This is a genomic window from Mesorhizobium sp. M5C.F.Cr.IN.023.01.1.1, assembly GCF_003997585.1.
GTDB classification, from domain to species: domain Bacteria; phylum Pseudomonadota; class Alphaproteobacteria; order Rhizobiales; family Rhizobiaceae; genus Mesorhizobium; species Mesorhizobium wenxiniae.
The window spans coordinates 81,344-104,321 of record NZ_RZSU01000008.1 but is presented as its reverse complement, the minus strand read 5'-3'; the positions used below and the strand labels follow the sequence as shown (position 1 = coordinate 104,321).

24 protein-coding genes and 1 tRNA gene are annotated in these 22,978 nt (G+C 61.2%); 9 read left to right on the top strand and 16 right to left on the bottom strand.

What is annotated here, in order from left to right:
* The first annotated feature begins 84 nt into the window (after positions 1–84).
* On the top strand, positions 85–1,332 hold the full coding sequence (locus EOA78_RS05835; RefSeq protein ID WP_127314280.1) for an ROK family protein: 1,248 nt from the start codon (positions 85–87) through the stop codon (positions 1,330–1,332).
* Between the two features lie 177 nt (positions 1,333–1,509).
* Here the strand turns inward: EOA78_RS05835 and phoB are convergent, their stop codons facing one another.
* The 7 genes from phoB to EOA78_RS37700 form a co-directional block, all read right to left on the bottom strand.
* Positions 1,510–2,199 (bottom strand): phosphate regulon transcriptional regulator PhoB, encoded by a 690-nt coding sequence (phoB, locus tag EOA78_RS05830; protein WP_031254097.1) that lies wholly within the window; start codon positions 2,197–2,199, stop codon positions 1,510–1,512.
* 16 nt (positions 2,200–2,215) lie between these two features.
* Complete coding sequence (gene phoU, locus EOA78_RS05825) at positions 2,216–2,923, bottom strand: phosphate signaling complex protein PhoU (RefSeq protein WP_127314279.1); 708 nt, start codon at positions 2,921–2,923, stop codon at positions 2,216–2,218.
* A gap of 35 nt (positions 2,924–2,958) precedes the next feature.
* The gene (gene pstB / locus EOA78_RS05820) at positions 2,959–3,774 is read right to left on the bottom strand and encodes a phosphate ABC transporter ATP-binding protein PstB (protein WP_127314278.1); all 816 of its coding nucleotides are present in this window, start codon (positions 3,772–3,774) and stop codon (positions 2,959–2,961) included.
* 12 nt (positions 3,775–3,786) lie between these two features.
* The gene (pstA, locus tag EOA78_RS05815) at positions 3,787–5,400 is read right to left on the bottom strand and encodes a phosphate ABC transporter permease PstA (RefSeq protein ID WP_127314277.1); all 1,614 of its coding nucleotides are present in this window, start codon (positions 5,398–5,400) and stop codon (positions 3,787–3,789) included.
* Positions 5,393–6,781 (bottom strand): phosphate ABC transporter permease subunit PstC, encoded by a 1,389-nt coding sequence (gene pstC / locus EOA78_RS05810; protein ID WP_127314276.1) that lies wholly within the window; start codon positions 6,779–6,781, stop codon positions 5,393–5,395. Before pstC ends, pstA begins: the two co-directional genes overlap by 8 nt.
* Positions 6,782–6,901: 120 nt before the next feature.
* The gene (locus EOA78_RS05805) at positions 6,902–7,906 is read right to left on the bottom strand and encodes a PstS family phosphate ABC transporter substrate-binding protein (protein WP_127314275.1); all 1,005 of its coding nucleotides are present in this window, start codon (positions 7,904–7,906) and stop codon (positions 6,902–6,904) included.
* 479 nt (positions 7,907–8,385) lie between these two features.
* On the bottom strand, positions 8,386–8,508 hold the full coding sequence (locus EOA78_RS37700) for a hypothetical protein (RefSeq protein WP_281034033.1): 123 nt from the start codon (positions 8,506–8,508) through the stop codon (positions 8,386–8,388).
* Positions 8,509–8,676: 168 nt separating this feature from the next.
* On the opposite strand from EOA78_RS37700, the gene EOA78_RS05800 reads away from it, so the two are divergent.
* The 3 genes from EOA78_RS05800 to EOA78_RS05785 all read left to right on the top strand — a co-directional run bounded on the left by EOA78_RS05800 (position 8,677) and on the right by EOA78_RS05785 (position 11,151).
* A complete protein-coding gene (locus EOA78_RS05800) occupies positions 8,677–9,039 on the top strand; it encodes a hypothetical protein (protein ID WP_127314274.1) in 363 nt (120 codons plus the stop codon).
* A gap of 325 nt (positions 9,040–9,364) precedes the next feature.
* Positions 9,365–9,601 (top strand): hypothetical protein, encoded by a 237-nt coding sequence (locus tag EOA78_RS05795; protein ID WP_127314273.1) that lies wholly within the window; start codon positions 9,365–9,367, stop codon positions 9,599–9,601.
* 665 nt (positions 9,602–10,266) lie between these two features.
* Complete coding sequence (locus EOA78_RS05785; RefSeq protein WP_245477409.1) at positions 10,267–11,151, top strand: hypothetical protein; 885 nt, start codon at positions 10,267–10,269, stop codon at positions 11,149–11,151.
* Positions 11,152–11,165: 14 nt separating this feature from the next.
* Here EOA78_RS05785 and EOA78_RS05780 read toward each other — a convergent pair whose 3' ends face one another.
* From EOA78_RS05780 to EOA78_RS05760, 5 genes are all read right to left on the bottom strand, one after another.
* Positions 11,166–12,059: a glutathione S-transferase family protein gene (locus EOA78_RS05780; protein WP_127314272.1), complete on the bottom strand. Its 894-nt coding sequence runs from the start codon at positions 12,057–12,059 to the stop codon at positions 11,166–11,168.
* A gap of 27 nt (positions 12,060–12,086) precedes the next feature.
* Positions 12,087–12,668: a VOC family protein gene (locus EOA78_RS05775; protein ID WP_127314271.1), complete on the bottom strand. Its 582-nt coding sequence runs from the start codon at positions 12,666–12,668 to the stop codon at positions 12,087–12,089.
* Between the two features lie 199 nt (positions 12,669–12,867).
* Positions 12,868–12,942: transfer RNA gene (locus EOA78_RS05770), tRNA-Glu, on the bottom strand.
* 90 nt (positions 12,943–13,032) lie between these two features.
* Complete coding sequence (locus EOA78_RS05765; RefSeq protein WP_127314270.1) at positions 13,033–13,440, bottom strand: VOC family protein; 408 nt, start codon at positions 13,438–13,440, stop codon at positions 13,033–13,035.
* A complete protein-coding gene (locus tag EOA78_RS05760; RefSeq protein WP_127314269.1) occupies positions 13,437–13,814 on the bottom strand; it encodes a fimbrial protein in 378 nt (125 codons plus the stop codon). Before EOA78_RS05760 ends, EOA78_RS05765 begins: the two co-directional genes overlap by 4 nt.
* Before the next feature lie 26 nt (positions 13,815–13,840).
* Between EOA78_RS05760 and EOA78_RS05755 the strand changes: the two genes are divergently transcribed.
* The 3 genes from EOA78_RS05755 (at position 13,841) to EOA78_RS05740 (ending at position 16,947) form a co-directional block, all read left to right on the top strand.
* The gene (locus EOA78_RS05755; RefSeq protein ID WP_127314268.1) at positions 13,841–14,941 is read left to right on the top strand and encodes an RluA family pseudouridine synthase; all 1,101 of its coding nucleotides are present in this window, start codon (positions 13,841–13,843) and stop codon (positions 14,939–14,941) included.
* Between the two features lie 207 nt (positions 14,942–15,148).
* Complete coding sequence (gene rpoH / locus EOA78_RS05750) at positions 15,149–16,060, top strand: RNA polymerase sigma factor RpoH (protein ID WP_029348727.1); 912 nt, start codon at positions 15,149–15,151, stop codon at positions 16,058–16,060.
* A gap of 266 nt (positions 16,061–16,326) precedes the next feature.
* Positions 16,327–16,947, top strand: coding sequence for a hypothetical protein (locus tag EOA78_RS05740; protein WP_245477408.1), 621 nt, complete (start codon positions 16,327–16,329; stop codon positions 16,945–16,947).
* Positions 16,948–16,988: 41 nt separating this feature from the next.
* Here the strand turns inward: EOA78_RS05740 and EOA78_RS05735 are convergent, their stop codons facing one another.
* From EOA78_RS05735 to EOA78_RS05720, 4 genes are all read right to left on the bottom strand, one after another.
* On the bottom strand, positions 16,989–17,861 hold the full coding sequence (locus tag EOA78_RS05735; RefSeq protein WP_095517920.1) for an MBL fold metallo-hydrolase: 873 nt from the start codon (positions 17,859–17,861) through the stop codon (positions 16,989–16,991).
* A 149-nt stretch (positions 17,862–18,010) separates the two neighbouring features.
* Complete coding sequence (locus tag EOA78_RS05730; protein ID WP_127314267.1) at positions 18,011–18,670, bottom strand: peroxiredoxin; 660 nt, start codon at positions 18,668–18,670, stop codon at positions 18,011–18,013.
* A 167-nt stretch (positions 18,671–18,837) separates the two neighbouring features.
* Positions 18,838–19,203 (bottom strand): cell division protein ZapA, encoded by a 366-nt coding sequence (locus tag EOA78_RS05725; protein ID WP_023797070.1) that lies wholly within the window; start codon positions 19,201–19,203, stop codon positions 18,838–18,840.
* A gap of 19 nt (positions 19,204–19,222) precedes the next feature.
* Positions 19,223–19,495, bottom strand: a complete 273-nt coding sequence (locus EOA78_RS05720) for a DUF4164 domain-containing protein (RefSeq protein ID WP_023797069.1) — start codon at positions 19,493–19,495, stop codon at positions 19,223–19,225.
* A gap of 305 nt (positions 19,496–19,800) precedes the next feature.
* Here EOA78_RS05720 and tkt point away from each other — a divergent pair, with 305 nt between their 5' ends.
* Both tkt and gap read left to right on the top strand, forming a co-directional pair.
* Positions 19,801–21,792, top strand: coding sequence for a transketolase (tkt, locus tag EOA78_RS05715; RefSeq protein ID WP_127314266.1), 1,992 nt, complete (start codon positions 19,801–19,803; stop codon positions 21,790–21,792).
* A gap of 154 nt (positions 21,793–21,946) precedes the next feature.
* Positions 21,947–22,957 carry a type I glyceraldehyde-3-phosphate dehydrogenase gene (gene gap, locus EOA78_RS05710; protein WP_127314265.1) on the top strand — a complete coding sequence of 337 codons (1,011 nt, stop codon included), beginning with the start codon at positions 21,947–21,949 and terminating at the stop codon, positions 22,955–22,957.
* Positions 22,958–22,978 lie beyond the last annotated feature (21 nt).

Genomic DNA, 22,978 nt, shown 5'->3' with positions numbered 1-22,978 from the left:
CAGGTCGTTCTGTTTCTGCCAGTATTTGTCGGCCTGACGGCTTCCGATTCATGAGCGGCCGCGGCAATGGGAGGAGGCAAAACAATGTCGGTTGGGATCCGCCATGACGATTTGCGCCGGCGCAACCGGGCGATGGTCATTTCGGCCGTACGCCGCGCAGGCCAGCCGTCGCGGACCGAGATCGCCGCAACCACCGGCCTCAGCCATTCGACCATATCGGCGATCTCTTCCGACCTGATCCAGGAAGGCATCCTGGCCGAGACCAAGGCGAGTGAGACCGTTTCGCTGAAACGTGGCCGGCCGCAGGTTGGCCTCAGCCTCAATCCGGAAGCCGCTACGGTATTGGCCGTCGTGTTGTCGCTGAATTTCCTGTCGGTCGCTGTCATCGACTATGCCGGACAAGTGGTCGCCGAGGAACAGCGCCGGCTGGACACGCTGACCATGTCGCGCGACGAGCTGATCGACGAATGTGTCGCCATCGTCCGGCGCCGGCTCGAAGACCCCGACCTCGACGTCCAAAGCGTCGCCCGCATCGCGCTGGCGATCCAGGGTATTACCGATTCCCATGCGCGCGCCATGTTGTGGTCGCCGATCACGCCGCAGACGAACATCGCCTTTGCCGACATTCTGGAACGCGAGTTCGGCATCCCGGCCATCATGGAGAACGACTGCAACATGATGGCCGTGGCGCTGCGCTGGCGCGACCCGGATCGCTACCGCGACGATTTCATCGCCATCCTGCTCTCGCATGGCATCGGTATGGGGCTGGTGCTGAAGGGCGAGCTGTTCACCGGCACCCATTCCTCAGGCGGCGAATTCGGCCACATGATTCATCGGCCGGGCGGCGCGCTTTGCCGCTGCGGGCGGCGCGGTTGCGTCGAGGCTTATGCCGGCAACTACGCTATCTGGCGCAACGCAAGGCAATTGAGCGAGAACGCCGAGCCGGTCGCCGATGTCAGCGACGCCGAGATGCGGGCACTGGCGGCCCGGGCGCGCGAGACGGACGGACCGGAGCGCGAAGCCTACCGCAAGGCCGGCGAAGCGCTCGGCTTCGGGCTCGGCAGCCTGTTCGCGCTGATCGATCCGGCCCCGGTCGCAATGGTCGGTGCCAGCGCTGCCGCCTTCGACCTGATCGAGCCGGCCCTGCGCGAGGCCATCGCCCAGACCGCCGGCGGCCAGCATTCGGGTTCGATTTCCTTCGACACCGAGCCGAACGAACTGCCGCTGATCCGAGAAGGCTGCGCCATGCGGGCGCTGAGCTTCGTCGACCAGGAGATCTTCGCGCCGAGCATCCAGGCACGAGCCGGCTCGGTCGGAAAGAACGTGGCTTGAATTCGAAGGCAGGGATCCCCGGATCGCGACTTGGGGTGTGTTGAGATTCAGGTCAGGCCGAGTCGAGAATGGTGGGTTCCGAGAACCGGAGCGGAGCGCACTTTTGGGTACGCGAGCACCGGAAAGCGCAGGAAGCCGCCGTTCGCAGGTCGGCATCACCTGAATATCAGCACATCCCTAGTCTTCCCTGATCGCATAGCCCGCGCCGCGGATGGTGCGGATGACATCGGGCATGCGACCATTGTTGACCGCCTTGCGCAACCGGCCGACATGGACGTCCACCGTGCGCTCGTCGATGTAGATCGTCTCGCCCCAGACATTGTCGAGCAACTGGCTGCGCGAGAAGACTCGACCCGGGTGCCGCATCATGAATTCGAGCAGCCGGAATTCGGTCGGCCCGAGCCGGATCTCGCTCTTCTTGCGATAGACCCTGTGCGATTCGCGATCGAGCATGATGTCGCCGACCTTCAGCACGCTGGACAGTACTTCCGGCTTGGCGCGGCGCAGCAGCGCCTTGACCCTGGCCATGAATTCCGGTGTCGAGAACGGCTTGACCAGATAGTCGTCGGCTCCGGTGGAAAGGCCGCGCACCCGGTCGCTCTCCTCGCCGCGCGCGGTCAGCATGATGATCGGCAGCCGCTCGGTTTCGGGACGCACCCGAAGGCGCCGGCAAAGCTCGATGCCCGAAACCGCCGGCACCATCCAGTCGAGCACCAGCAGATCGGGCACGTTTTCCTGCAGCCGGATTTCGGCCTCGTCGCCGCGCGTCACAACCTCGACCTGATAGCCTTCGGATTCCAGATTGTAGCGGAGGAGGACGCCCAGCGGCTCTTCATCCTCCACCACCATGATGCGCGGCGCGATCATCGGCCGGTCACTCCTGTCATGTCGCCGGCGCCGACATCGTCGTTTCGTCGAGCTTCGGGCGATCCGCCGGCAATTGCTGCCCGGTCACGACAAAGTAGGCGTTTTCGGCGATGTTGGTGACATGATCGCCGATACGCTCGAGATTCTTGGCGCAGAACAGCAGATGCGTGCAGGCGGTGATGTTGCGCGGATCCTCCATCATGTAGGTCAGGAGTTCGCGAAAAACCGCCGTGTATTTCACGTCGATCTTCTGGTCGTCGGCGCGCAGTTCTTTCAACGCGCCGGCATTGCGCGACACATAGTGCTCGACCACGCCGCGGAGCTGCTCGAGAACGAGATCCGCCATCGCGTCGATGCCGTGCGACAGATTACGCGGCGTGGCGCTCTGCCCGACTGCGCTGACCCGCTTGGCTATGTTCTTGGCCAGGTCGCCGATGCGCTCGAGATCGCCGGCCATGCGGATTGCGCCAACCACGGCGCGCAGATCTTGTGCCATCGGCTGCCGCTTGGCGATCAGGGTGATCGCGCTATCGTCGAGTTCGCGCTGCCGCGCATCCATGATGGCGTCGTCCGAGACAACACGCTGCGCCATCGCATTGTCTGACGCAAGCAACGCGCGGATCGAGGCTGCGACCATCGCGGCGGCGAGCTCGTCCATGTCGCGGATCAGCCTGTCGATGTGCTCCAGTTCCTCGTCGAAAGATGCGACGGTGTGTTCACCCATGATCCTGTCCTCGTGTTCGAAATTCGCCGGACCGCTCAGCCGAACCGGCCGGTGATGTAGTCCTGGGTGCGCTTGTCGTCGGGATTGGTGAACATCTTGTCGGTTGCGCCCTCCTCGACCAGGTAGCCGAGATGGAACATCGCCGTGCGTTGCGACACGCGCGCTGCCTGCTGCATCGAGTGGGTGACGATGACGATAGTGTAGTTCTGGCGCAGTTCGTCGATCAGTTCCTCGACGCGGGCCGTGGCGATCGGATCGAGAGCCGAACAGGGCTCGTCCATCAGAATCACTTCCGGCGACACGGCGATGGCGCGCGCGATGCACAGGCGCTGCTGCTGTCCGCCGGAGAGACCGGTGCCCGACTCGAGCAGGCGATCCTTGACCTCGTTGAACAGACCGGCCTTCTTCAGGCTCGATTCGACGATGCCGTCCAACTCGGACTTGCTCCTGGCCAGGCCGTGAATGCGCGGACCGTAGGCGACGTTTTCATAGATTGACTTCGGAAACGGGTTCGGTTTCTGGAAAACCATGCCGACGCGAGCTCGTAGCTCGACGACATCGATTTTCGGGTCGTAAACATCCTCGCCGTCGAGCGTTATCTTGCCGCTCACCCGCGCGATATCGATCGTGTCGTTCATTCGGTTCAGGCAACGCAGGAAGGTCGACTTGCCACAGCCCGATGGGCCGATCAACGCCGTCACCTGGTTCTCGCGGACATCGAGATCCACGTCGAACAGAGCTCGCTTCTCGCCGTAATGAACAGAGACCTTGTCGCCCTTCATCTTGATCGAAGGGGCATTGGTTGCGCTGCTCAGTTTCTGTTCGACGCCGGCTTCCGTCATGATGTTCATATCCTCTACCCCTTACCAGCGCCGCTCGAAGCGCCTGCGCAGTATCACCGCAATGGCGTTCATGATGACCAAAAACAGCAGCAAAATCAAAATCGCCGCCGAAGTCTTCTGCTGGAATCCAGCTTCCGGGAAATCCGCCCACATGAATATCTGCACCGGCAGGATCGTCGCGGGATCGGTGAAGCCGCCGGGAATGTCGACGATGAAGGCGACCATGCCGATCATCAGCAACGGCGCGGTTTCGCCCAGCGCATGCGCCATCCCGAGAATGGTGCCGGTCATGATACCCGGCATCGCCAGCGGCAGGACGTGATGGAATACGGTCTGGACCTTGGACGCTCCGATGCCGAGCGCCGCCTCTCGGATCGACGGCGGCACGGCGCGCAGCGAAGCGCGCGAGGCGATAATGATGATCGGCAGGGTCATCAGCGCCAGCACCATGCCGCCGACCACCGGGGCTGAGCGCGGCATGCCGAAGAAATTCAGGAATACGGCAAGTCCAAGCAGACCGAAGACGATCGAAGGCACCGCCGCCAGATTGTTGATATTCACTTCGATGATCGTCGTCAGTCGGTTCTTGGGGGCAAATTCCTCAAGATAGATCGCCGCCGAAACGCCGATCGGGAAGGCGATGGCGAGCGTAACGATCATGGTCAGGAACGATCCGACGACCGCGCCCCAGACACCGGCCAGTTCCGGCTCGCGGCTTGCGCCGGTGAAGAAGAAGATCGAGTTGAATCGGCTTTCGATTAGGCCGGCGCTCTTCAGCGTGTCGAGCCAGACGATCTCCTTGTCGGAAATCTTTCGCGATGCTTCCGGCGTATCGATGACGCGCAGGAATGCCTGGCCGCTCGCGGCGGGCGCCGTGCTGTCCAGCGCCTCGATCACCGTGCCCTTTGCGACCGCCGTCCCACTAGGTCCCGGCGACAGCGCGGTGAGCTTGACCGTGCCGCCGTTGAACACGACCAGCAGCGATGATGCACCGCTCGTCAGCGTGAGCATGCCGTTTTCGCCTTCGGTCGCACCACGGCCGCGCGCCAGCGCCAGCATGGCATCGTCGCCAAAGGTCAGATCGATGTCGCCGCTGGTTTTCGAAGGCGTGACGCTTGTCGAAATCGCTTCGTCCGAACCGACGTCGGCAAGCAAACCCTTAAGATAGAGGTCGGCAAAATCGTCAACTGGAACCGCATAGTCCACCGTTCCTCCGAGCATCCCCGGATCAGCCGCAATATCCTTGCGCAGGAAGACGCCTGTGCCGGTGGAAATCAGCCCGCGCAGCAGACGCCTGTCCTGACGGCTCGCAATATCTGGAAATCTCGCTGTAAGCGCTTCCTGAGCGATGGCGTCGTAGTTCACTTCATCGAGTTTTGCAGGGTCGACCTTGGCCGCCGAAAGGTCGATCGGCAGCGTCAGATAGTTCTGCCGCAGCGCCGGGATCGCCTGCGTGACGATCGTCGACAGGAGCAGCACAAGGAATAGGCCGGCCAACGCGACGGCTCCGGCGCCAAGCCATTTGAACCACGTCTCCGTGCGGTAACGACCCTTCAGCCGCGCCTTGGCGGCATCGTCGGTATGAATGCTGACCGGCCGTCCGACGGCACCGAATGACGAGATCGCATCAGTCATATTGCTCTCGGTATTTCTGGACGACGCGCAAAGCGACGATGTTGAGGGTAAGCGTGATGCAGAACAGCACCAGGCCGAGTGCGAAGGCTGCCAGCGTCTTGGCGCTGTCGAACTCCTGATCCCCCACCAGCAGCGTCACGATCTGCACTGTCACGGTGGTGACCGCTTCGAGCGGGTTGGCCGTGAGGTTTGCCGCCAGCCCCGCCGCCATGACCACGATCATCGTTTCGCCGATTGCGCGGCTGACGGCAAGCAGCATCGCCGAAACGATGCCCGGAAGGGCAGCAGGAAGGACCACCTTGCGGATGGTTTCCGACTTGGTCGCGCCGAGGCCGGCGGAACCGTCTCTCAGGGATTGCGGAACGGCATTGATCACATCATCGGAAAGCGAGGAAACGAAGGGAATGATCATGATTCCCATGACCACGCCTGCGGCGAGCGCGGATTCGGACGCGACATTGAGGCCCAGGCTTTCGCCCATGCCGCGGAAGTAGGGCGCGACCGTCAGCGCGGCGAAGAAGCCGTAGACGACGGTCGGAATGCCGGCGAGGATTTCCAGTACCGGTTTTGCGACCGCGCGGACGCTTTTGGAGGCGTAGTCCGAAAGGTAGATCGCAGCCATCAGCCCGATAGGCGCAGCCACCAGCATGGCGATGAAGGTAATGAGCAACGTGCCGGCAAAGAGCGGCACCATGCCAAAAATGTCCTGGTTGACCGCCCCGGCTTCCGCTCCGGCGCCGGTGAAGGCGCTCTGCGGCGACCAATGCGTGCCGAACAGGAACTTGTAGAACGGCACCTGTTGGAAGAACCGCAGGGATTCGAAGATGAGCGACAGGACGATGCCGACCGTCGTCAGGATTGCGACCACCGAACAGGCGATCAAGAATGCGCGAAGAACGCGCTCGACCACGTGGCGCGCCCGGTAGGCCTGTGCGATACGCGAATAGGCCCAGTAAAATCCGGACGCGGAAAGCACGAGCGCAACGGCCCAGATGATCCAGGTGCTGGTCGTATGGATCGATTTGTAGGCGGCGGCAGCCGCCTCTTTCGTGGGATCGGCGAAGCCGACAAGCCCGCCAAAGGCCATCGCGCGAGTGTCGCGGATGAAAGCTTCGACCTGCGGAATGCCCATTCCCGACAACTCGGAGGAGAAGCGGTCGGCAATGATCGATGATTCAATTCCCGGCGTCACCAGCGACCACAACACGATCGCAAGCAGTGCGGGACCGGCAGCAAAAAGCGCCAGAAACATGCCATGTTGGCCAGGCAGCGAATGCAGTCGAGCGACCTCGCCATTGACACTGGCAATGGCGCGTGTCCGGCCGATCCAATAGGCCGCAGAGGCCAGAACCAACAGAAGAACAACGAGATAACCGACCATGATTCAGGACGTCCCCTCGACCGCCGGTCATTCACCGGCTCAAAGCACGGGACCTTGGTCCCGCGCTTTGTGCTTTAGAGTATGAGGGTCAGAGCGGATATACGCCCGGACCCCGAAACATCAGGAACCCATGCCCTTCAGAGCCTTGGCGTTTTCGGCCCACTTGGCGCGCTCGGCGTCCGGCAGCGGGATCAGGCCCTTGTCGGCCAGATAACCATCAGGACCCCATGCACCCTCCGAGGTGTACTCGGCGATGAACTCCTGCATGCCGGGGATGACGCCAACATGCTCCTTCTTGGCATAGACATAGAGCGAGCGGGAAACGCCGTAATCGCCGGATGCGATATTCTCGAAGGTCGGCTCGACGCCGTCGACCTTGTGGCCCTGCAGCTTGTCGGCGTTCTGGTCAAGGAACGAGAAGCCGAAGATGCCGAAGGCATCGGGGTTGGCTTCCAGCTTCTGGACGATCAGATTGTCGTTTTCGCCGGCCTCGACAAAAGCGCCGTCTTCGCGGATCTCGCCGCAGCCCTTTTCATTAGCCGCCTTCACTTCTTCCTGGCAGGCCGCATCCATGACGAGTTCGACGAACGCATCGCGCGTGCCGGATGTCGGCGGCGGGCCAAGCACTTCGATCTTTGTCGCGGGAAGCGACGCATCGACATCCGACCAGTTCTTGTAGGGGTTGGCGGCGACCTTGCCGTCAACAGCGACGTTCTTGGCGAGTGCCTTGAAAATCTGTTCCTTGGTCAGATCAACGACAGTCCCTGCCTTCGAATTGGCCAGTACGATGCCGTCGAAGCCGACCTTGATCTCGACCGGCGTCACGCCGTTTGCCTTGCAGGTTTTAAGCTCGCTGTCCTTGATGGCGCGCGAGGCATTGGTGAAGTCGGCGGTATTTTCGCCGACGCCCTGGCAAAACAGCTTCATGCCGCCGCCGGTGCCAGTCGACTCGACCACCGGGGTCTTGATCTTTCCGCTCTGGCCGAGCTTTTCAGCGACAGCCGTCGTGAACGGGAACACTGTGGACGAACCGACGATTTGAATCTGGTCGCGCGCGGCGGCATAACCAGCCGACGCGGCGAGCGCAAGCGCCGCGGCCGACGCCGTAAGGAGGAATTTTTTCATGTGGCCTGCTCCTGTTCGGAAAATGGTCTCTCGGCGCCATTCGTTCGGCGCCCGCTGAGGCCAATAGTCCCCGATTATTACAGTCACATGACAGTTTGATGTCAGCCCGGTAACCGCCGCACAGCCATGTCGAAAAGGAAGGGACGCGGATCCCGCCGGCACAGCCGTGGTTTGCCGCTGGAATCAGCAGCTTGCACCATTTGCGGCCGGCATTTGGCCTCGACAGGCGAAATAATTGGCGCCGAAAAAGAAAATCCGGGCGGGAGCGCGTTGCATGCGGCCAAGGAGGTCATGGCCGCGCCATCGCCGAAACAGGTCCGTTGGGGTAAATCTGACCCTGTTTCTTGCCGGCGGTCGCTGCTCCCGCCCGTAACTGGAGGAGCGGAACTCGAATGCGCTTATTGTCCCAACCGGACGCAAGTTTTGATATGGTGCGATCGCACCATAGTCTTGTCCGCAATGCCTCGCCGAATCACGGCTTATAGCCTGAGGCGGATGCCTGATCCCGCGTTGCGCTGGATTTCTCCGTCCGCGCCGAGCCAGCGCTCGACGCTTTCGAGCAAGGCCCTGGAGCTGATGGGCTTGGGCAGATAATAGCCCATGCCCGCTTCCATTCGCGCCAGGGACGCTGCGGCATTTTGATTTTGCGCATGATCCCCAGGGAAATCGATACCGATTCTCCGGGTCATGCGCTAGCCTTGCCCGCGGTGTATTCCGACGGTTGTCGGCAGAACCGAAGCCGCGTTATAAATCCCGCAAGGGTGTTGCCGATGTTGGGACGGATCCTGCCTTTTTTCCTATGCCCGATGCTGCTGTTGGGGAGCGGCTGCTCGCGCAGCTACGACGGCACCGTCGTCATTCCAAGGCCGCTCGATGTCCGGCGGTTTTGGGACAGGCCGCCGCAGCAGGCGGAAGCCGAACAGCCGCAGTTGCTGCAGACCGATGTCTTTCCTGTGGCGCCCGAAACGCCGGAAACAGCGGCGGCCCCCAGAATCAAGACTCCCGTGGCGCCGAGAAGGCGCCTCGCGAGGACTTCCAACAATCCGCCGACGCTGGCATCCGAGCCGGCAAGACCGCTCACCTGCAGGAATGTCAGCCAACCCGGAAAACGGGTCCGCATGGTCTGCGAATAGCCAGCCGGCATTCAAACGGTGGCAGTTAAAAAATGCGCCCTAATCACGTGTTGCGCACCTGACGCAGCGGTTCGGTCACACGCGCACGCGATCGCCGAAGGCATGTGCTGACCGGTGGGTTTCGGGCTGCGCGATTGGCGTTACCGCCGCCACGTTGAAACCTTATCCCGCCCTCGACGTTAAATTGCAGCGCCGCGCGTCCCTTTGGGCACAGAAAGCACGCTGCGCCATTTTGATTGGCGCATGGTCCTTTTCGAACCGAGCGGCAGCGGAGCAGAGATCGATCCCGATCCTTGGGTGATGCTGGAAGGTCAAAGGAGACCACATGTCGATTCACTTCACTGTCTCGGACCTGACCAGAAATCTGTTTCACTCGCCCAGAAATCTGTTTCACTCGCTGAGACTGGACCATGAGCGCGTGCCGAGACCTCTCAGCCCTGAGCAAAGTCTTTTGCTGGAATGCTATCTGGCCGGCCAGATTCCGGAATCGGCCTGGAGCGACTATGTCTTCGAGACGCCGGAATTGGCGCGCCATGTCAATGCGAGACGCGGGCAACACTGATATCTCGTTGACCGGGAACCGGTCTGATCGCTCGAGGTGACGCCACCTAGCAACGCTTGGGTGAATGGCCCGCCCGGAAACGAGCGGCTTTGCCGGGGCAATGCCCGGTTACTGTTTGGGCGAGCCGAATTGCAGGGTGAAGACGCTGCCTGCAATTCCTTGGGCGAGCGCCGGCGAAAAGCTCAGCGGCAAGCAGCGTTCCAGGGCGGCGATCGCGGCGATCGACAAAGGATTGCCGCGCCTTCGCGTCGCCGGTCACATTGATGGCGGTCGGCCCGGGCGGTGCGATCGGCGTGCCGTTGCGCTTGAAGCTGAAGGCTTGAGGCCCGACCACACTCGCCAAGTCAATCCGCGGTTTCGCTGGAACAATCGCCCTTGAAACCAAAAGGCCGGCACATGGCCGACCTTTCTTTCCACCTCGACCGCGCCAGTACATCCGTGGTCGCGAGTTGGAGGTGAATTGCCGATCAGTAGATAGGGATTGGTTAACGAATCCTTAACCGACGGGAGTTGCTCATCGACGCGTCATGGCCAATCTGATCTGCGTGTTCGTGATGAGTGCGGAAAGTCGTCTTTAAATGCGGCACATATTATTAATCGTTGTACACCAATGTGTTAGCGTGTGAAGCATGCCTAAGTAACTATCGTATTCTGGAAGTCAATTTATGGCCGTACTTGGCGCCCTCCCTGCCGACGTCCACTGTCGACCAATTCGCGAAGCTGATTGGGAAGGAGTGGTCGACTGCCTGTGCCGGGGCTTTCCGGAGCGTGACCGGAGTTACTGGACACAGGCGCTGATCCGTTTGTCGCAGCGGCCTGCCGTCGCCGACTTCCCAAAATACGGCCTGGCTTTGGAGAAGGCTGATAGGATCGTCGGCGTCGTGCTGACCCTTTATACCCGTTATCGCAGGCAGGAAGGCGACGAAATCCGCTGCAACCTTTCAAGCTGGTCCGTCGACGAAGAATTCCGCCCCTATGCCATCAAGCTGATTACGACGATTCTCAAGCAAAGAGACGTAACCTACACGAATGTTTCGCCGGCGCCTGCGACATTAAAGCACAATTTGGCCCTCGGCTTTCGCCTCTTTTCCAGCGGACAATTTGCCTTCTTGCCGGTTTTTAGTTCGGTGCAGCGGTCATGTCGCGTACTCGAAGCTCGTCCCGATCTTGCGGAAATGGGGATGCTGTCCGACAGTGAGAGATACATACTCTCGGAACACGCCGCGCTGGGTTGCCTGTCATTGATTTGCATTTGCGACGGAGCGGCGTTTCCCTTCGTATTGATGCCGCGCCGGATATTGCGCGGTCTTATCCCGTCCTATCAGGTCATCTATTGCCGCTCCCTCGCGGATTTGAGCCGGTGCGCCGGTGCTGTGGGGCGCTTTCTTTTGCGAAGCGGCATCCTGCTGTGCGTCGTCGACGCCAAGGAGCCGATTGCAGGCCTGTTCGGGTGGTACCGCCCCAACAGAGGGCTGAAATATTTCAAGGGTCCCAGACCACCCTCGCTCGGAGATCTGACGTTCACCGAGCTCGTGATATTCGGTCCTTGAGCGAAGGTGCAACATCAATCAGGCGCACCCGCCTGCGACTTCAGATAGGAGATATAGCCGCGCACGTCGGCGGCCGGCTCGGCATAGGCTTTGCCGAGCTTCTTCTCGATCGCCGCCATGTAATCCTTCGCCCATTGGGGCAGCGCGTAGTCGATGACGGCCAGGAATTCGAGCGTCGCGGCCAGGCGAATGTCGGCGATCGACGGGTTCTTGCCGCCGATGAATGGCTTGCCGTTCCTGAAGAAGCTGTGAAAGACCTCCAGCGGCTCGGCAATTGCAGCCGCCGCGGCCTTCTGAGCTTCCGATTTCCTGTCGGGATGAGCGTCGCTATGACCGACCTCGCCGGCATATTGCGGGAAGTTCAGCGCAGGATAGGTGGCGCGGGCCACATAGGGGTAGAGCGTGCCGATCAGGTAGAACATGGCGCTGTCGATCATTGCGCGCTTGGCCGGCGCTTTGGGATATAATTTCTCCAGCCCATGCTTGTTGGCGAGATACTGCATGATGGCGCAGCTTTCCCACAGGACGCCCCTCGGCAAGCCCTTGTCCTCGATCATCGGCGTCAGATGCGCCGGGTTTCGCGCCATGTATTCAGGCGAGCGTGTGTGGCCCCATACGTCGGTCTCGGAATGGTCGAGCCCGGCCGCGCGCGCAAACACCCGAACGCTCATATTGTTGACGCTCGGCTTCAGCATGCTGAGCGTCAGCCCGGCTTTTTTCGCTGATTTCGCTTTGGCCTTGGCCGCGGGCTTCGCGGATGCCTTGCGTGCAGGTTTTGCGGCGGCTTTCGTTGCCGACTTGGCGGAAGCTTTCGGCGCCTTGGCCGCAGGCTTTGTCGCCTTGGCAGCTGGTTTTGTGGCGGCCTTGGCAGCCGGCTTCTTCGCACTCTTCGTTGTCGTCTTTGCCATTATGGTCCTCCCTCGGGGTTGCTGTCGTCAGTATGGATTTTTCGGCGCGCGGTCGTCCGACAAGGTCGCGCGGGAGCGCTCGACAAGCGCCTGGATCGCGTCGGCGAGATGCACTTCGGCGATTGCGTAGTCGCCGCGCGCGACGCGAATCTTGTGCGCCTGCATCAGCACGTCGGCATGGGTGAAGCCCGCCGGCGGCTCGAAACGGTAGGAGGCGAGTTCGATCAGCAGGCCGAGCGGATCCTCGAAATAGATCGAATCCATAAAACCGCGATCCTTGACGCCGCTATGCTTGATGGCGCGCTCGTCGAGCCGGGCAACCGCCTGCAGGAAGGTGACGCGCGACACCGCAAACGCGATGTGATGGACGCAGCCCGTCTCGGTCGGCGTGCGCCGCTTGACCGGCGTGCGGCTCTCATCGGTGAAGATTGTGATCAGCCGGCCGTCACCCGGATCGAAATAGAGGTGGCTTTCGCTGGCCTTGTCGAGATTGGGCTGCTCGAAGATGAAAGGCATGCCAAGCACGCCTTCCCAGAAGTCGATGGAGGTCTGACGCCCGGCGCCGACCAGCGTGATGTGATGGACGCCCTGCGACTGCAATTTCTGCATTTGGCCCTCTCTCCCTGCACTCTTCTCTTCCCGACGAGCTTCGATCTTTCGCTGCGCGACAGATTCATCTCCGGCGGCGTTCTGCACCTTTGGCCCCTATTTACATGACGCGATGCTAATTCAATTGAGGGCACTGCGCCAGAAGTGGCACGCCGGCCGTGACCGATGGCGATGGGGTACGCAAATGTTTTGAGATCCTTGGTACGCCCAAGGGGAATCGAACCCCTGTTCCCGCCGTGAGAGGGCGGTGTCCTGACCGCTAGACGATGGGCGCGTTCAAGAACCGGCGATATAGGCTGACGGCTGGGAAAAAGCAACTGGGCTTCGGACAGTCGATGATGCTGGAAAAATATCCGTTACAATCCTATCGTTTTGGCTCGATCAGGTCCCAGAGATTTCCATGGAGATCGGCGAAAACCGCCACCGTGCCGTAGGCCTCGTGGCGAGGTGCCTCACGGAATTCGACGCCCTTTTCGAGCATTGCCGTGTGGTCGCGGACAAAATCGTCGGTTTCGAGAAACAAAAAGACGCGGCCGCCGGTCTGGTTGCCGATGCGGCTTGTTTGCACATCATCGGCCGCTTCGGCCAGAAGCAGCCGCGCGCCTTGTCCGTTCGCCGGCGCCACCGTGACCCAGCGCTTGCCGCCGCCAAGATCGACGTCTTCGATGAGCAAAAAGCCCAGCTTGCCGACGTACCAGGAGATCGCCTCCTCATACTTTCTGACCACGAGCGCGACCGTGGCCACACGGCGATGTCCGACGAATCCAGTCATTTGTTACGGATCGAAAAGCGACCGACAATGCGGCGCTCAGTGATGTCGTAGACAAAGATGGCGCGGCTGCCGTCGGCAAGTTCCGTATCGATGGAAACGCGGTTGCCGGAGAGCGACTGGCTGATGACCTTGGCTCCGACCGGCAGCACGACGTCGCCGGCCAGCGGCTCGCCGGCCGGCACCTGGATGTCGCCGGCAAGTGATGGGGCTGCAGGTGGCGCGGTGCGCGTTTTGTAGACAAGGGCCGCGATCACCACCATAAGGGCGAGAAACAGCAGGCCGAGATTGATGGCGACGAAGCGGACGAGCTTCTTGCGCACCTTTTCAACCTCGGGGTCGAGCGGCTTTTCCTCGTCTTCGTCGGCAGCAGCCATGGCAAAACATTCCGGAGCGATTTTCAATGAGCGCTCATAACGAAGAGGCCCTCATATTGATAGAGGATGGATTGATAGGGAATGGATTGATGGAGGGCGGATCGCCAGACGGTAGATCGCCAAACGGGGGATCGATCGTGCTGGAGGCGGGTCCCGATGCGGCCGGCCAGCGCCTCGACCAATGGCTGGCGGGCAAGCTCGGCCCGGACATGTCGCGCAGCCGGGTGCAGATGCTGATTAGACAGGGCGCCGTCAAGGTCGGCGGCCAGCCGGTCAACGAGACGAAGCGTAAGATGGCGGCCGGTGACCGCGTATCACTCGATATGCCGGAGCCGGAGCCGGCGGAGCCGCAAGGCGAGAACATCGCGCTCGACGTTCTCTATGAAGACCATGAATTGATCGTCATCAACAAGCCGCCTGGGCTTGTCGTCCATCCCGGCGCCGGCAACTGGACCGGCACGCTGGTCAACGCGCTGATCCACCATTGCGGCGACAGTCTTTCCGGCATCGGCGGTGTGCGGCGGCCGGGCATCGTCCATCGCCTGGACAAGGAGACCAGTGGCGTCATGGTCGTCGCCAAGACCGATCGCGCCCATAAGTCATTGTCGGAGGCCTTTGCCGATCATGGCCTGACCGGCGATCTCAAACGCGCCTACCTGGCGCTGGTCTGGGGCATACCGATGAGACCGACAGGCACGGTCGACGAGCCGCTCGGCCGCGCCGTCGACCGCGTGCGCCGCGCCGTGGTGCCGGAGGGCCGCGACGATGCCCGCCACGCCGTCACCCATTTCACCGTGATCGAGCGCTTTGGCGAGCAGCAAAAGCAATTTGCCACGGCAAGTCTGGTCGAATGCCGGCTCGAGACCGGCCGCACCCATCAGATCCGTGTCCATATGGCCCATATCGGCCATCCGGTCGTCGGCGACCCCGATTACGGCCAGGCCTTTCGCACCAAGGCGAACCGGCTGCCCGAGCCGCTGAAGGGCCGGGTGAAGGCATTTCCGCGACAGGCGTTGCATGCCCGCCTCCTTGAATTTCGGCATCCGACGACCCATTTAACGACGAGGTTCGAGGCGCCTGTACCGAGTGATATGGAGGAACTCGTCGACGGCTTTCGCAAACTCTGAACCGCCTCCTATCCATTCCAAACCTGATTGCCAAAAACCTGACCGGCGTTGTTCACTTTGGCGTGACACACTGTTTCGTGTTGAACCAATGCTGTCCTTTCTGGTTTTGTTCCTATATACACCGGTTGTCGCGAACGAGCCTTTGGCGTTCGCGATATATGCCCGCCACGTTTCGGGGGCACCACTCCAAGAGAGAGGGGCGCTATCATGGCCCAGTCATTACCCAGTATCGTTTCCGGCGAAGGCGGCCTCAGCCGCTACCTGGAAGAAATTCGTCGCTTTCCGATGCTTCAGCCGCAGGAAGAGTACATGCTCGCCAAGCGTTACGCCGAGCATGAGGACACCACGGCTGCACACAAGCTGGTCACCAGCCATCTTAGGCTCGTCGCCAAGATCGCCATGGGCTATCGCGGCTACGGCCTGCCGATCGGCGAGGTGATCTCGGAAGGCAATGTCGGCCTGATGCAGGCCGTCAAGAAATTCGAACCGGAGCGCGGCTTCCGGCTCGCCACCTATGCCATGTGGTGGATCAAGGCCTCGATCCAGGAATACATCCTGCGCTCGTGGAGCCTGGTCAAGATGGGCACGACCGCCAACCAGAAGCGCCTATTCTTCAACCTGCGCAAGGTGAAGGGCAAGATCCAGGCGCTCGACGACGGCGATTTGAAGCCCGACCAGATCACCGAGATCGCCACCCGCCTCAACGTGTCCGAGGCCGAGGTGGTGTCGATGAACCGCCGCCTGTCGGGCGACGCCTCGCTCAACGCACCGATCCGGGCGAGCGAAGGCGAGTCCGGTGAATGGCAGGACTGGCTGGTCGACGACCACGAAAGCCAGGAAGAGGCGCTGATCGAGCAGGACGAGCTGGAAAACCGGCGCGGCATGCTGTCGGGCGCTCTTGCCGTGCTCAACGAGCGCGAGCGGCGCATCTTCGAGGCGCGCCGCCTGGCCGAGGAGCCGCTGACGCTGGAAGAACTGTCGGCCGAGTTCGACATCAGCCGCGAGCGCGTGCGCCAGATCGAGGTGCGCGCCTTCGAGAAGGTGCAGGACGCGGTCAAGGCCGCGGCCAAGCGCCAGATGCAGGCGCTGCGCACCATCGAGGCGCAGCCGGCGGCGTAACGCTCCGACGGAAAATAACGGCGGCGTCAGGTAACTGGCGCCGCCTTTTTTATGGGGTCCTCCGACTGCCGGGAGAATTGTCCGTTAGTGTCGTGTTCTAGCTAGGGTTGCCGGTTCCGCCGCACCTTCGCGAACGCACGATCCTCAATCATCGGTGCGATCAGCCTGGCCGGCTCATAGCGGCATTATAGCAATTTTCCCCAAGACCTGGAAACCGCAACGCTGCAAATTGTGGCGGCAATGCTCCGGCGCCGACACGGGCTTCCGTGGCGAAATTCCACAAGGCGGCGCTTTCGGCAGGCCGGCACGACAATGGGCCGCCGGGGCTGCGCTGGGCAGTTGAGCTCGTCTATTTGGAAACCAAAGGCAGTATGACGATGAGGATTTCTCCGTTTCTCACCGCCCTCGGATCCGAAGGTCCCTCAGCCGACCGAGCGAAAGACATGGACCTGTATGGCTGGCTAATTGGAAGCTGGGAAATGGACTCGGTCCACTACCTCCACGACGGCACAATCCAGAAATGCAATGGAGAATGCCATTTTGGCTGGGTGCTCGAAGGCCGCGCGATTCAGGACGTTTGGATCAGGCCCAAGCGCCCTGCGCCGTCCACGATGTATGGCACGACTTTGCGCATCTTCGATCCTGGGATCGAGGGATGGCACATCATATGGAACGACCCGCTCAACCGAGATCACTCACGCCAGATCGGGCGGGCCGAGGGAAAGGACATTGTCCAGCTCGGCAATGACTCGCGCGGTCTGAAAACTCGATGGCGTTTCACTGAGATCACTGCCAACAGCTTCCATTGGATCGGCGAGGAAAGATCTTTCGAGAGCGATCCTTGGCAAATCACGTATGAACATTTAGCCCGCCGAACAAAACCCTGAAGCTAGAGTAGCTGGCGTTGTAGTGCCAGCGACCCATCTCATCACAAGCAATCGAGCGGAAATTTCAAATACCGGCGGCCGTTGGATTCCGGTTCCGGCAAGCGCCCGCCATTCATGTTGACCTGTAGCGCGTGCAGAATCAGCCTCGGCATCGGCAGCGTCCTGTCGCGTGCCTCGCGCAACGCCACGAAATCGGCCTCTGTCCTGCAGGCGGCAACATGGGTGTTCTTGGATTTCTGTTCCGCAACAGTGCTCTCCCACAAAGGTTCGCGCCCCTCCGCCTGGTAGTCATGACCGACGAACAGACGTGTCTCGTCCGGTAGCGCGAGGATATCCTGGATCGAGCGCCAGAGTCGCGCCGCACTGCCGCCAGGAAAATCCGCTCTTGCCGTGCCGCTGTCCGGCATGAACAGCGTATCATGGATGAAAGCGGCGTCGCCGATCACATAGGTAATCGAGGCCAGTGTGTGGCCCGGCGAAAAAAGCACCTTTGCCGGAATGCCGCCGACCGAAAAGGTCTCGCCATCGGCAAACAGCCTGTTCCACTGCGATCCGTCGGCAGGAAAATCCGGCCAGTTGTAGATCGCTTTCCACAATTTCTGGACGTCGATAATCTTGTCGCCGATCGCCGTAGGCGCTCCTGTCTTCTCGTTGAGATAGTGCGCCGCCGAGAAATGGTCGGCGTGGGGATGCGTGTCGAGAATCCATTCGACGACCAGCCGTTGATCTCTAATGAACTCGAGCATCGCGTCGGCATTCTTCGTCGCCGTGGCGCCGGATTTCTCATCGAAATCAAGAACGGGATCGATGATTGCGCATCGTCGCGTCTGCGGGTCGGCGACGACATACTGGATGGACCCGCTCGGCTTGTCGTAAAAGCCTGCCACTTGCAGCTTGGCCGATGTTGCGTCCAATCCCGGCTCCCTCAACTCCCACCTGGCAGGAATGGTTTTCTCTGCCGGGGCAAAAGAAGAGCATGGTCATCCGTCAGCGCCACCCCGTCAAGCACCGCATGCTCGCGCAAGCAAGAAAACCGAAAATTCTCCCGTACTGCCCCTGCCGCTCAGGCGGAGGGCTGCTTGGTCTTCCTGAGATACGGCAGGATCGTCTCGAAGGCACCGAAACGCTTGACCGCATCCTCGTTGGAAACCGCAGCTGTTATGATGACATCCTCGCCCTGCTTCCAATTCGCCGGCGTCGCCACCTGGTGCTTGGCGGTCAGCTGGATGGAATCGATTGCACGCAGGATCTCATCGAAGTTGCGGCCGGTCGTCATCGGATAGGTGAGAACCAGCTTGATCTTCTTGTCGGGCCCGATGACGTAGACCGAACGCACAGTGGCATTGTCGGCAGGCGTACGGCCTTCCGAGGTTTCGCCGGCACCGGCCGGCAGCATTTCGTAAAGCTTGGCGACCTTGAGGTCCTTGTCGCCGATCAACGGATAGTTCAGCGAATAGCCGGTCGCAGTCTTGATGTCGTCTTGCCATCTGGCGTGGCTTTCGACCGGATCGACGGAAATGCCGATGATCTTGACGTTGCGTTTCTTGAACTCGCCTTCCAGCCCGGCCATTGTGCCGAGCTCGGTCGTGCAGACCGGCGTGAAATTCTTAGGATGGCTGAAAAGCACCGCCCAGCCGTCACCGATCCAGTCGTGGAAGCTGATCGTCCCTTGCGTGGTTTCGGCCGTGAAATCCGGCGCGATATCGTTGATACGAAGGTTCATGACGTGTCCCTACCCTGTGATTGCAGCCGGCATTGACCGGCGTTGCTTTTGCCTTTCTACCACTCCCGCGTCATCCTTCAAACGCCTGTTGCACCGGCATCGAGGCCGGCGGCGAAAAATTTTCATTGCTTCTCAGCAAATGCAGCAGGAATTTTCGCTGCGCTGGCTCAGGCCTTGTTCACCGCCAGCGTCGTCGCAAGATCTTCCATGCGCTGGGCGAGCGCGCCAAGCGCTTGGGTCAGCACCGAATCGTTCTTGTCGGCCTTGGTCAGCGCGTCGTCACGCGTCTTGCGCAGCGTCAGCACTTCGCTTTCCATGCCCTTGACGCGTTTTTGCAATTCCGAAAGTTCGTCCATGACCATGATGCCGGCCATCACGGTCAGCCGCTGGTCGCCGATCTCGCCGAATGAGTCTTTCAGATGCGAGACATAACGGTCGAAGCGCTCGGCAAGATCGATCAGATGCTCTTCCTGGCCCTCGTCGCAAGCCATGCGATACTGCTTGCCGTCGATGGAAACCGTGACTTGTGCCATTGGCCTACCTGTCCAGTCCCTATCTGTCCAACACGGCGCGGATGGTTTCCATGGCGGTCACCAGCCGACGCGACACTTCCTTGTTGGCGTCTTCCAGCCGTTCGGCGCGCGCTTCGGAATTGTCGAGTTCCTGCGCCAGCCGCGAGCGATCGGCGTTCATGCGCTGCACCTCCGCCTCGGCTTCCGTATAGTCGCGCTCGTGCTCGAGCTTGGCCGCGACGGCATTTTCCAGCCCCTCGATGGCCTTACCCAGCCTCGCGATGACTTCTTTGAGTGTCGTTTCCCCGGTCATGGCTTTCGTCCTGCGCCCTGCCCATCACCGAATCATCCACGTTCAGAACGCGTTATGTCTGAAACATTACCCGCCGTGTGAAGCCAACGTCAATAAAGCTCTCGCGGCTGTCCCCTGCTAACGCTAATGTAGAGCCCCCAAGGCCCTTCTGGCGCCATCACAAGACCGGCAAAAGCGCCGGTTTATTGACTAACAAGATCGGCAAAAGCGCGCCGGTTTGTTGACTAAAAAGCCGCGCCTGCTATGTGTCGCGCACCCTTTTCCAGGGCTCTCCCAAAGCCCAACACCCCCACATTGGAGGAAGCATGACCTCGCGTGAACGACATGACCGGATGGCCAATGCGATCCGTTTTCTTTCCATGGATGCCGTCGAGAAGGCCCAGTCCGGCCACCCCGGCCTGCCCATGGGCTGCGCCGATATTGCCACGGTGCTGTTCACGCGTTTCCTGAAATACGATCCGAAGAACCCGCACTGGCCCGATCGAGACCGTTTCATCCTGTCGGCCGGCCATGGCTCGATGCTGCTTTATTCGCTGCTCTATCTGACCGGCTATGAAGACATCACCCTCGACCAGATCAAGCATTTCCGCCAGTTGGGATCGAGGACGGCGGGTCATCCCGAATATGGCCATGCCGCCGGCATCGAGACGACGACCGGCCCGCTCGGCCAGGGGCTTGCCAATTCTGTCGGCTTCGCACTCGGCGAGCGCATCATGAATGCCGCTTTCGGCAACGACCTCGTCGACCATCACACCTATGTGCTGGCCGGCGACGGTTGCCTGATGGAAGGCGTCTCCCAGGAAGCCATCGCACTTGCCGGGCATCTCAAGCTGAACAAGCTGATCGTCTTCTGGGACAACAATAACATCTCGATCGACGGCCCGGTGTCGCTGGCCGACAACACCGATCAGGTCGCTCGCTTCCAGGCGTCCGGCTGGAACGCCAGCCACATCGACGGCCAGGACCCCGAAGCGATCGCCTATGCTATCGAGGCGGCGCGCCATTCCGACAAACCGACGATGATCGCCTGCAAGACGACGATCGGCTTCGGCGCGCCAACCAAGGCCGGCACCAACAAGGCGCACGGCTCGCCGCTCGGCGCAGAGGAAATCGCCGGCGCCAGGAAGTTCTTCGGCTGGGACTATCCGCCCTTCGAAGTTCCTGCCGATATCCTCGATGCCTGGCGCGACGCCGGCAAGACGGGTGTCAAGGCACGCACCGACTGGGAAGGCCGCCTTGCCAAGGCCGACGCCCAATTGCGCAGTGAATTCGAGCGCCGCATCAGTGGCACGCTGCCGGCGAATTTCGACGCCGTCATCACCGACTACAAGAAGAAGCTCGCCGCCGACAAGCCGAAGGTCGCGACCCGCAAATCGTCGGAAATGGCGCTCGAGATCATCAACGGCGCGGTGCCGGAAACCGTCGGCGGCTCGGCCGACCTGACCGGCTCCAACAACACCAAGACCAGCCAGACCAAGAACATCACATCAGACGATTACGGCCAGCGCTACGTTCACTACGGCATCCGCGAGCATGGCATGGCGGCAGCGCTCAACGGATTGACGCTGCATGGCGGCATCATCGCCTATGGCGGCACGTTCATGTGCTTTTCCGATTACGCCCGTCCGTCGATGCGGCTTGCCTCGCTGATGGGCATCCGCTCGATCTTCGTCATGACCCATGATTCCATCGGTCTCGGCGAAGACGGCCCGACCCATCAACCGGTGGAGCATCTGGCCGCACTGCGCGCCATTCCGAACCACAATGTCTTCCGCCCGGCCGACGCGGTCGAGACCGCCGAATGCTGGCAGCTGGCCATCGAGCAGGAAAGGACGCCTTCGACGCTGGCGCTGACCCGGCAAAACCTGCCGTCGGTGCGCAACGAGTTCATTGCGGAGAACCTCAGCCGCCAGGGCGCCTACGAGCTGGCCGCCGCCGATGGCGATGCGGCGGTGACGATCTTCGCTTCGGGCTCCGAGGTCGAGATCGCGCTGGCGGCGCGCGAGGCACTGGAGAAGCACGGCCATCCGACCCGTGTCGTCTCTGTCCCCTGCTTCGAATTATTCGACAAGCAGAGTGCCGACTATCGCAAGAAGACGATCGGCAACGCGCCGATCAAGATCGCCATCGAGGCCGGCATCCGCCAGGGCTGGGATCATTTTATCGGCACCGACGGCATCTTCATCGGCATGACCGACTTCGGCGCCTCTGGCACGATCGAACAGCTCTATCCGCATTTCGGCATCACCGCCGAAGCGACGGTGAAGGCAGCGGAAGCCCGCCTGCACGGCGAGTAAAGCCAGGCGCCCGCGAAACCGCGCATCGTGGTTTTGCGGGCAGCCTCCTTCTGGTGGACTTAAATCCAACCCATCGACGGCTAGATTCTTTGAGAGCCCGCCGTTATGAAGCTGCGGACTTGATCTTCGGCCTCCAACTCCCAGGGAGAGAAAAATGACCGTCAGAGTTGCCATCAACGGATTCGGCCGCATCGGCCGCAACATCCTGCGCGCCATCCACGAATCCGGCCGCAAGGACATCGACGTCGTCGCCGTCAACGACCTCGGCCCGGTCGAAACCAACGCGCATCTGCTGCGCTTCGACAGCGTGCATGGCCGCTTCCCGCATGAAGTGACGGTTGACGGTGACCAGATCACCGTCGGCACCGAAAAATTCAAGGTCACGGCGATTAAGGACCCGACGCAGTTGCCGTGGAAGGAGCTCGGCATCGACATCGCGCTCGAATGCACCGGCATCTTCACCGCCCGCGACAAGGCCGCCGCGCATCTGACCGCCGGCGCCAAGCGCGTTCTCGTCTCGGCGCCGGCGGAGGGCGCCGACCTCACCGTCGTCTATGGCATCAACCATGACAGGTTGACCAAGGACCACATCGTCATCTCCAACGCCTCCTGCACCACCAACTGCCTGGCACCGCTGGCAGCCGTGCTGCATGAGGCCGTCGGCATCGAGAAGGGCATGATGACGACGATCCACTCCTACACCGGCGACCAGCCGACGCTGGACACCATGCATAAGGATCTCTACCGCGCCCGCGCCGCGGCCCTGTCGCAGATCCCGACTTCGACCGGTGCGGCCAAGGCGATCGGCCTGGTGCTGCCCGATCTCAAGGGCAAGCTCGACGGCATCTCCATTCGCGTGCCGACCCCGAACGTCTCGGTTGTCGATTTCAAGTTCATCGCCAAGCGGCCGACGACCGTGCAGGAGATCAACGAGGCGGTGATCGCCGCCTCCAACGGCAAGCTGAAGGGCATTCTCGCCGTTACCCATCACCCGAACGTGTCGATCGACTTCAACCACGATCCGCATTCCTCGATCATGGCGCTCGACCAGACCAAGGTCATGGACGGCAACTTCGTTTCGGTGCTGTCCTGGTACGATAATGAATGGGGTTTTTCCAACCGCATGGCCGACACCGCAGTCGCCTTCGGCAAGACCATCGCCTGATCGCAGAACCATCTTCTCGCG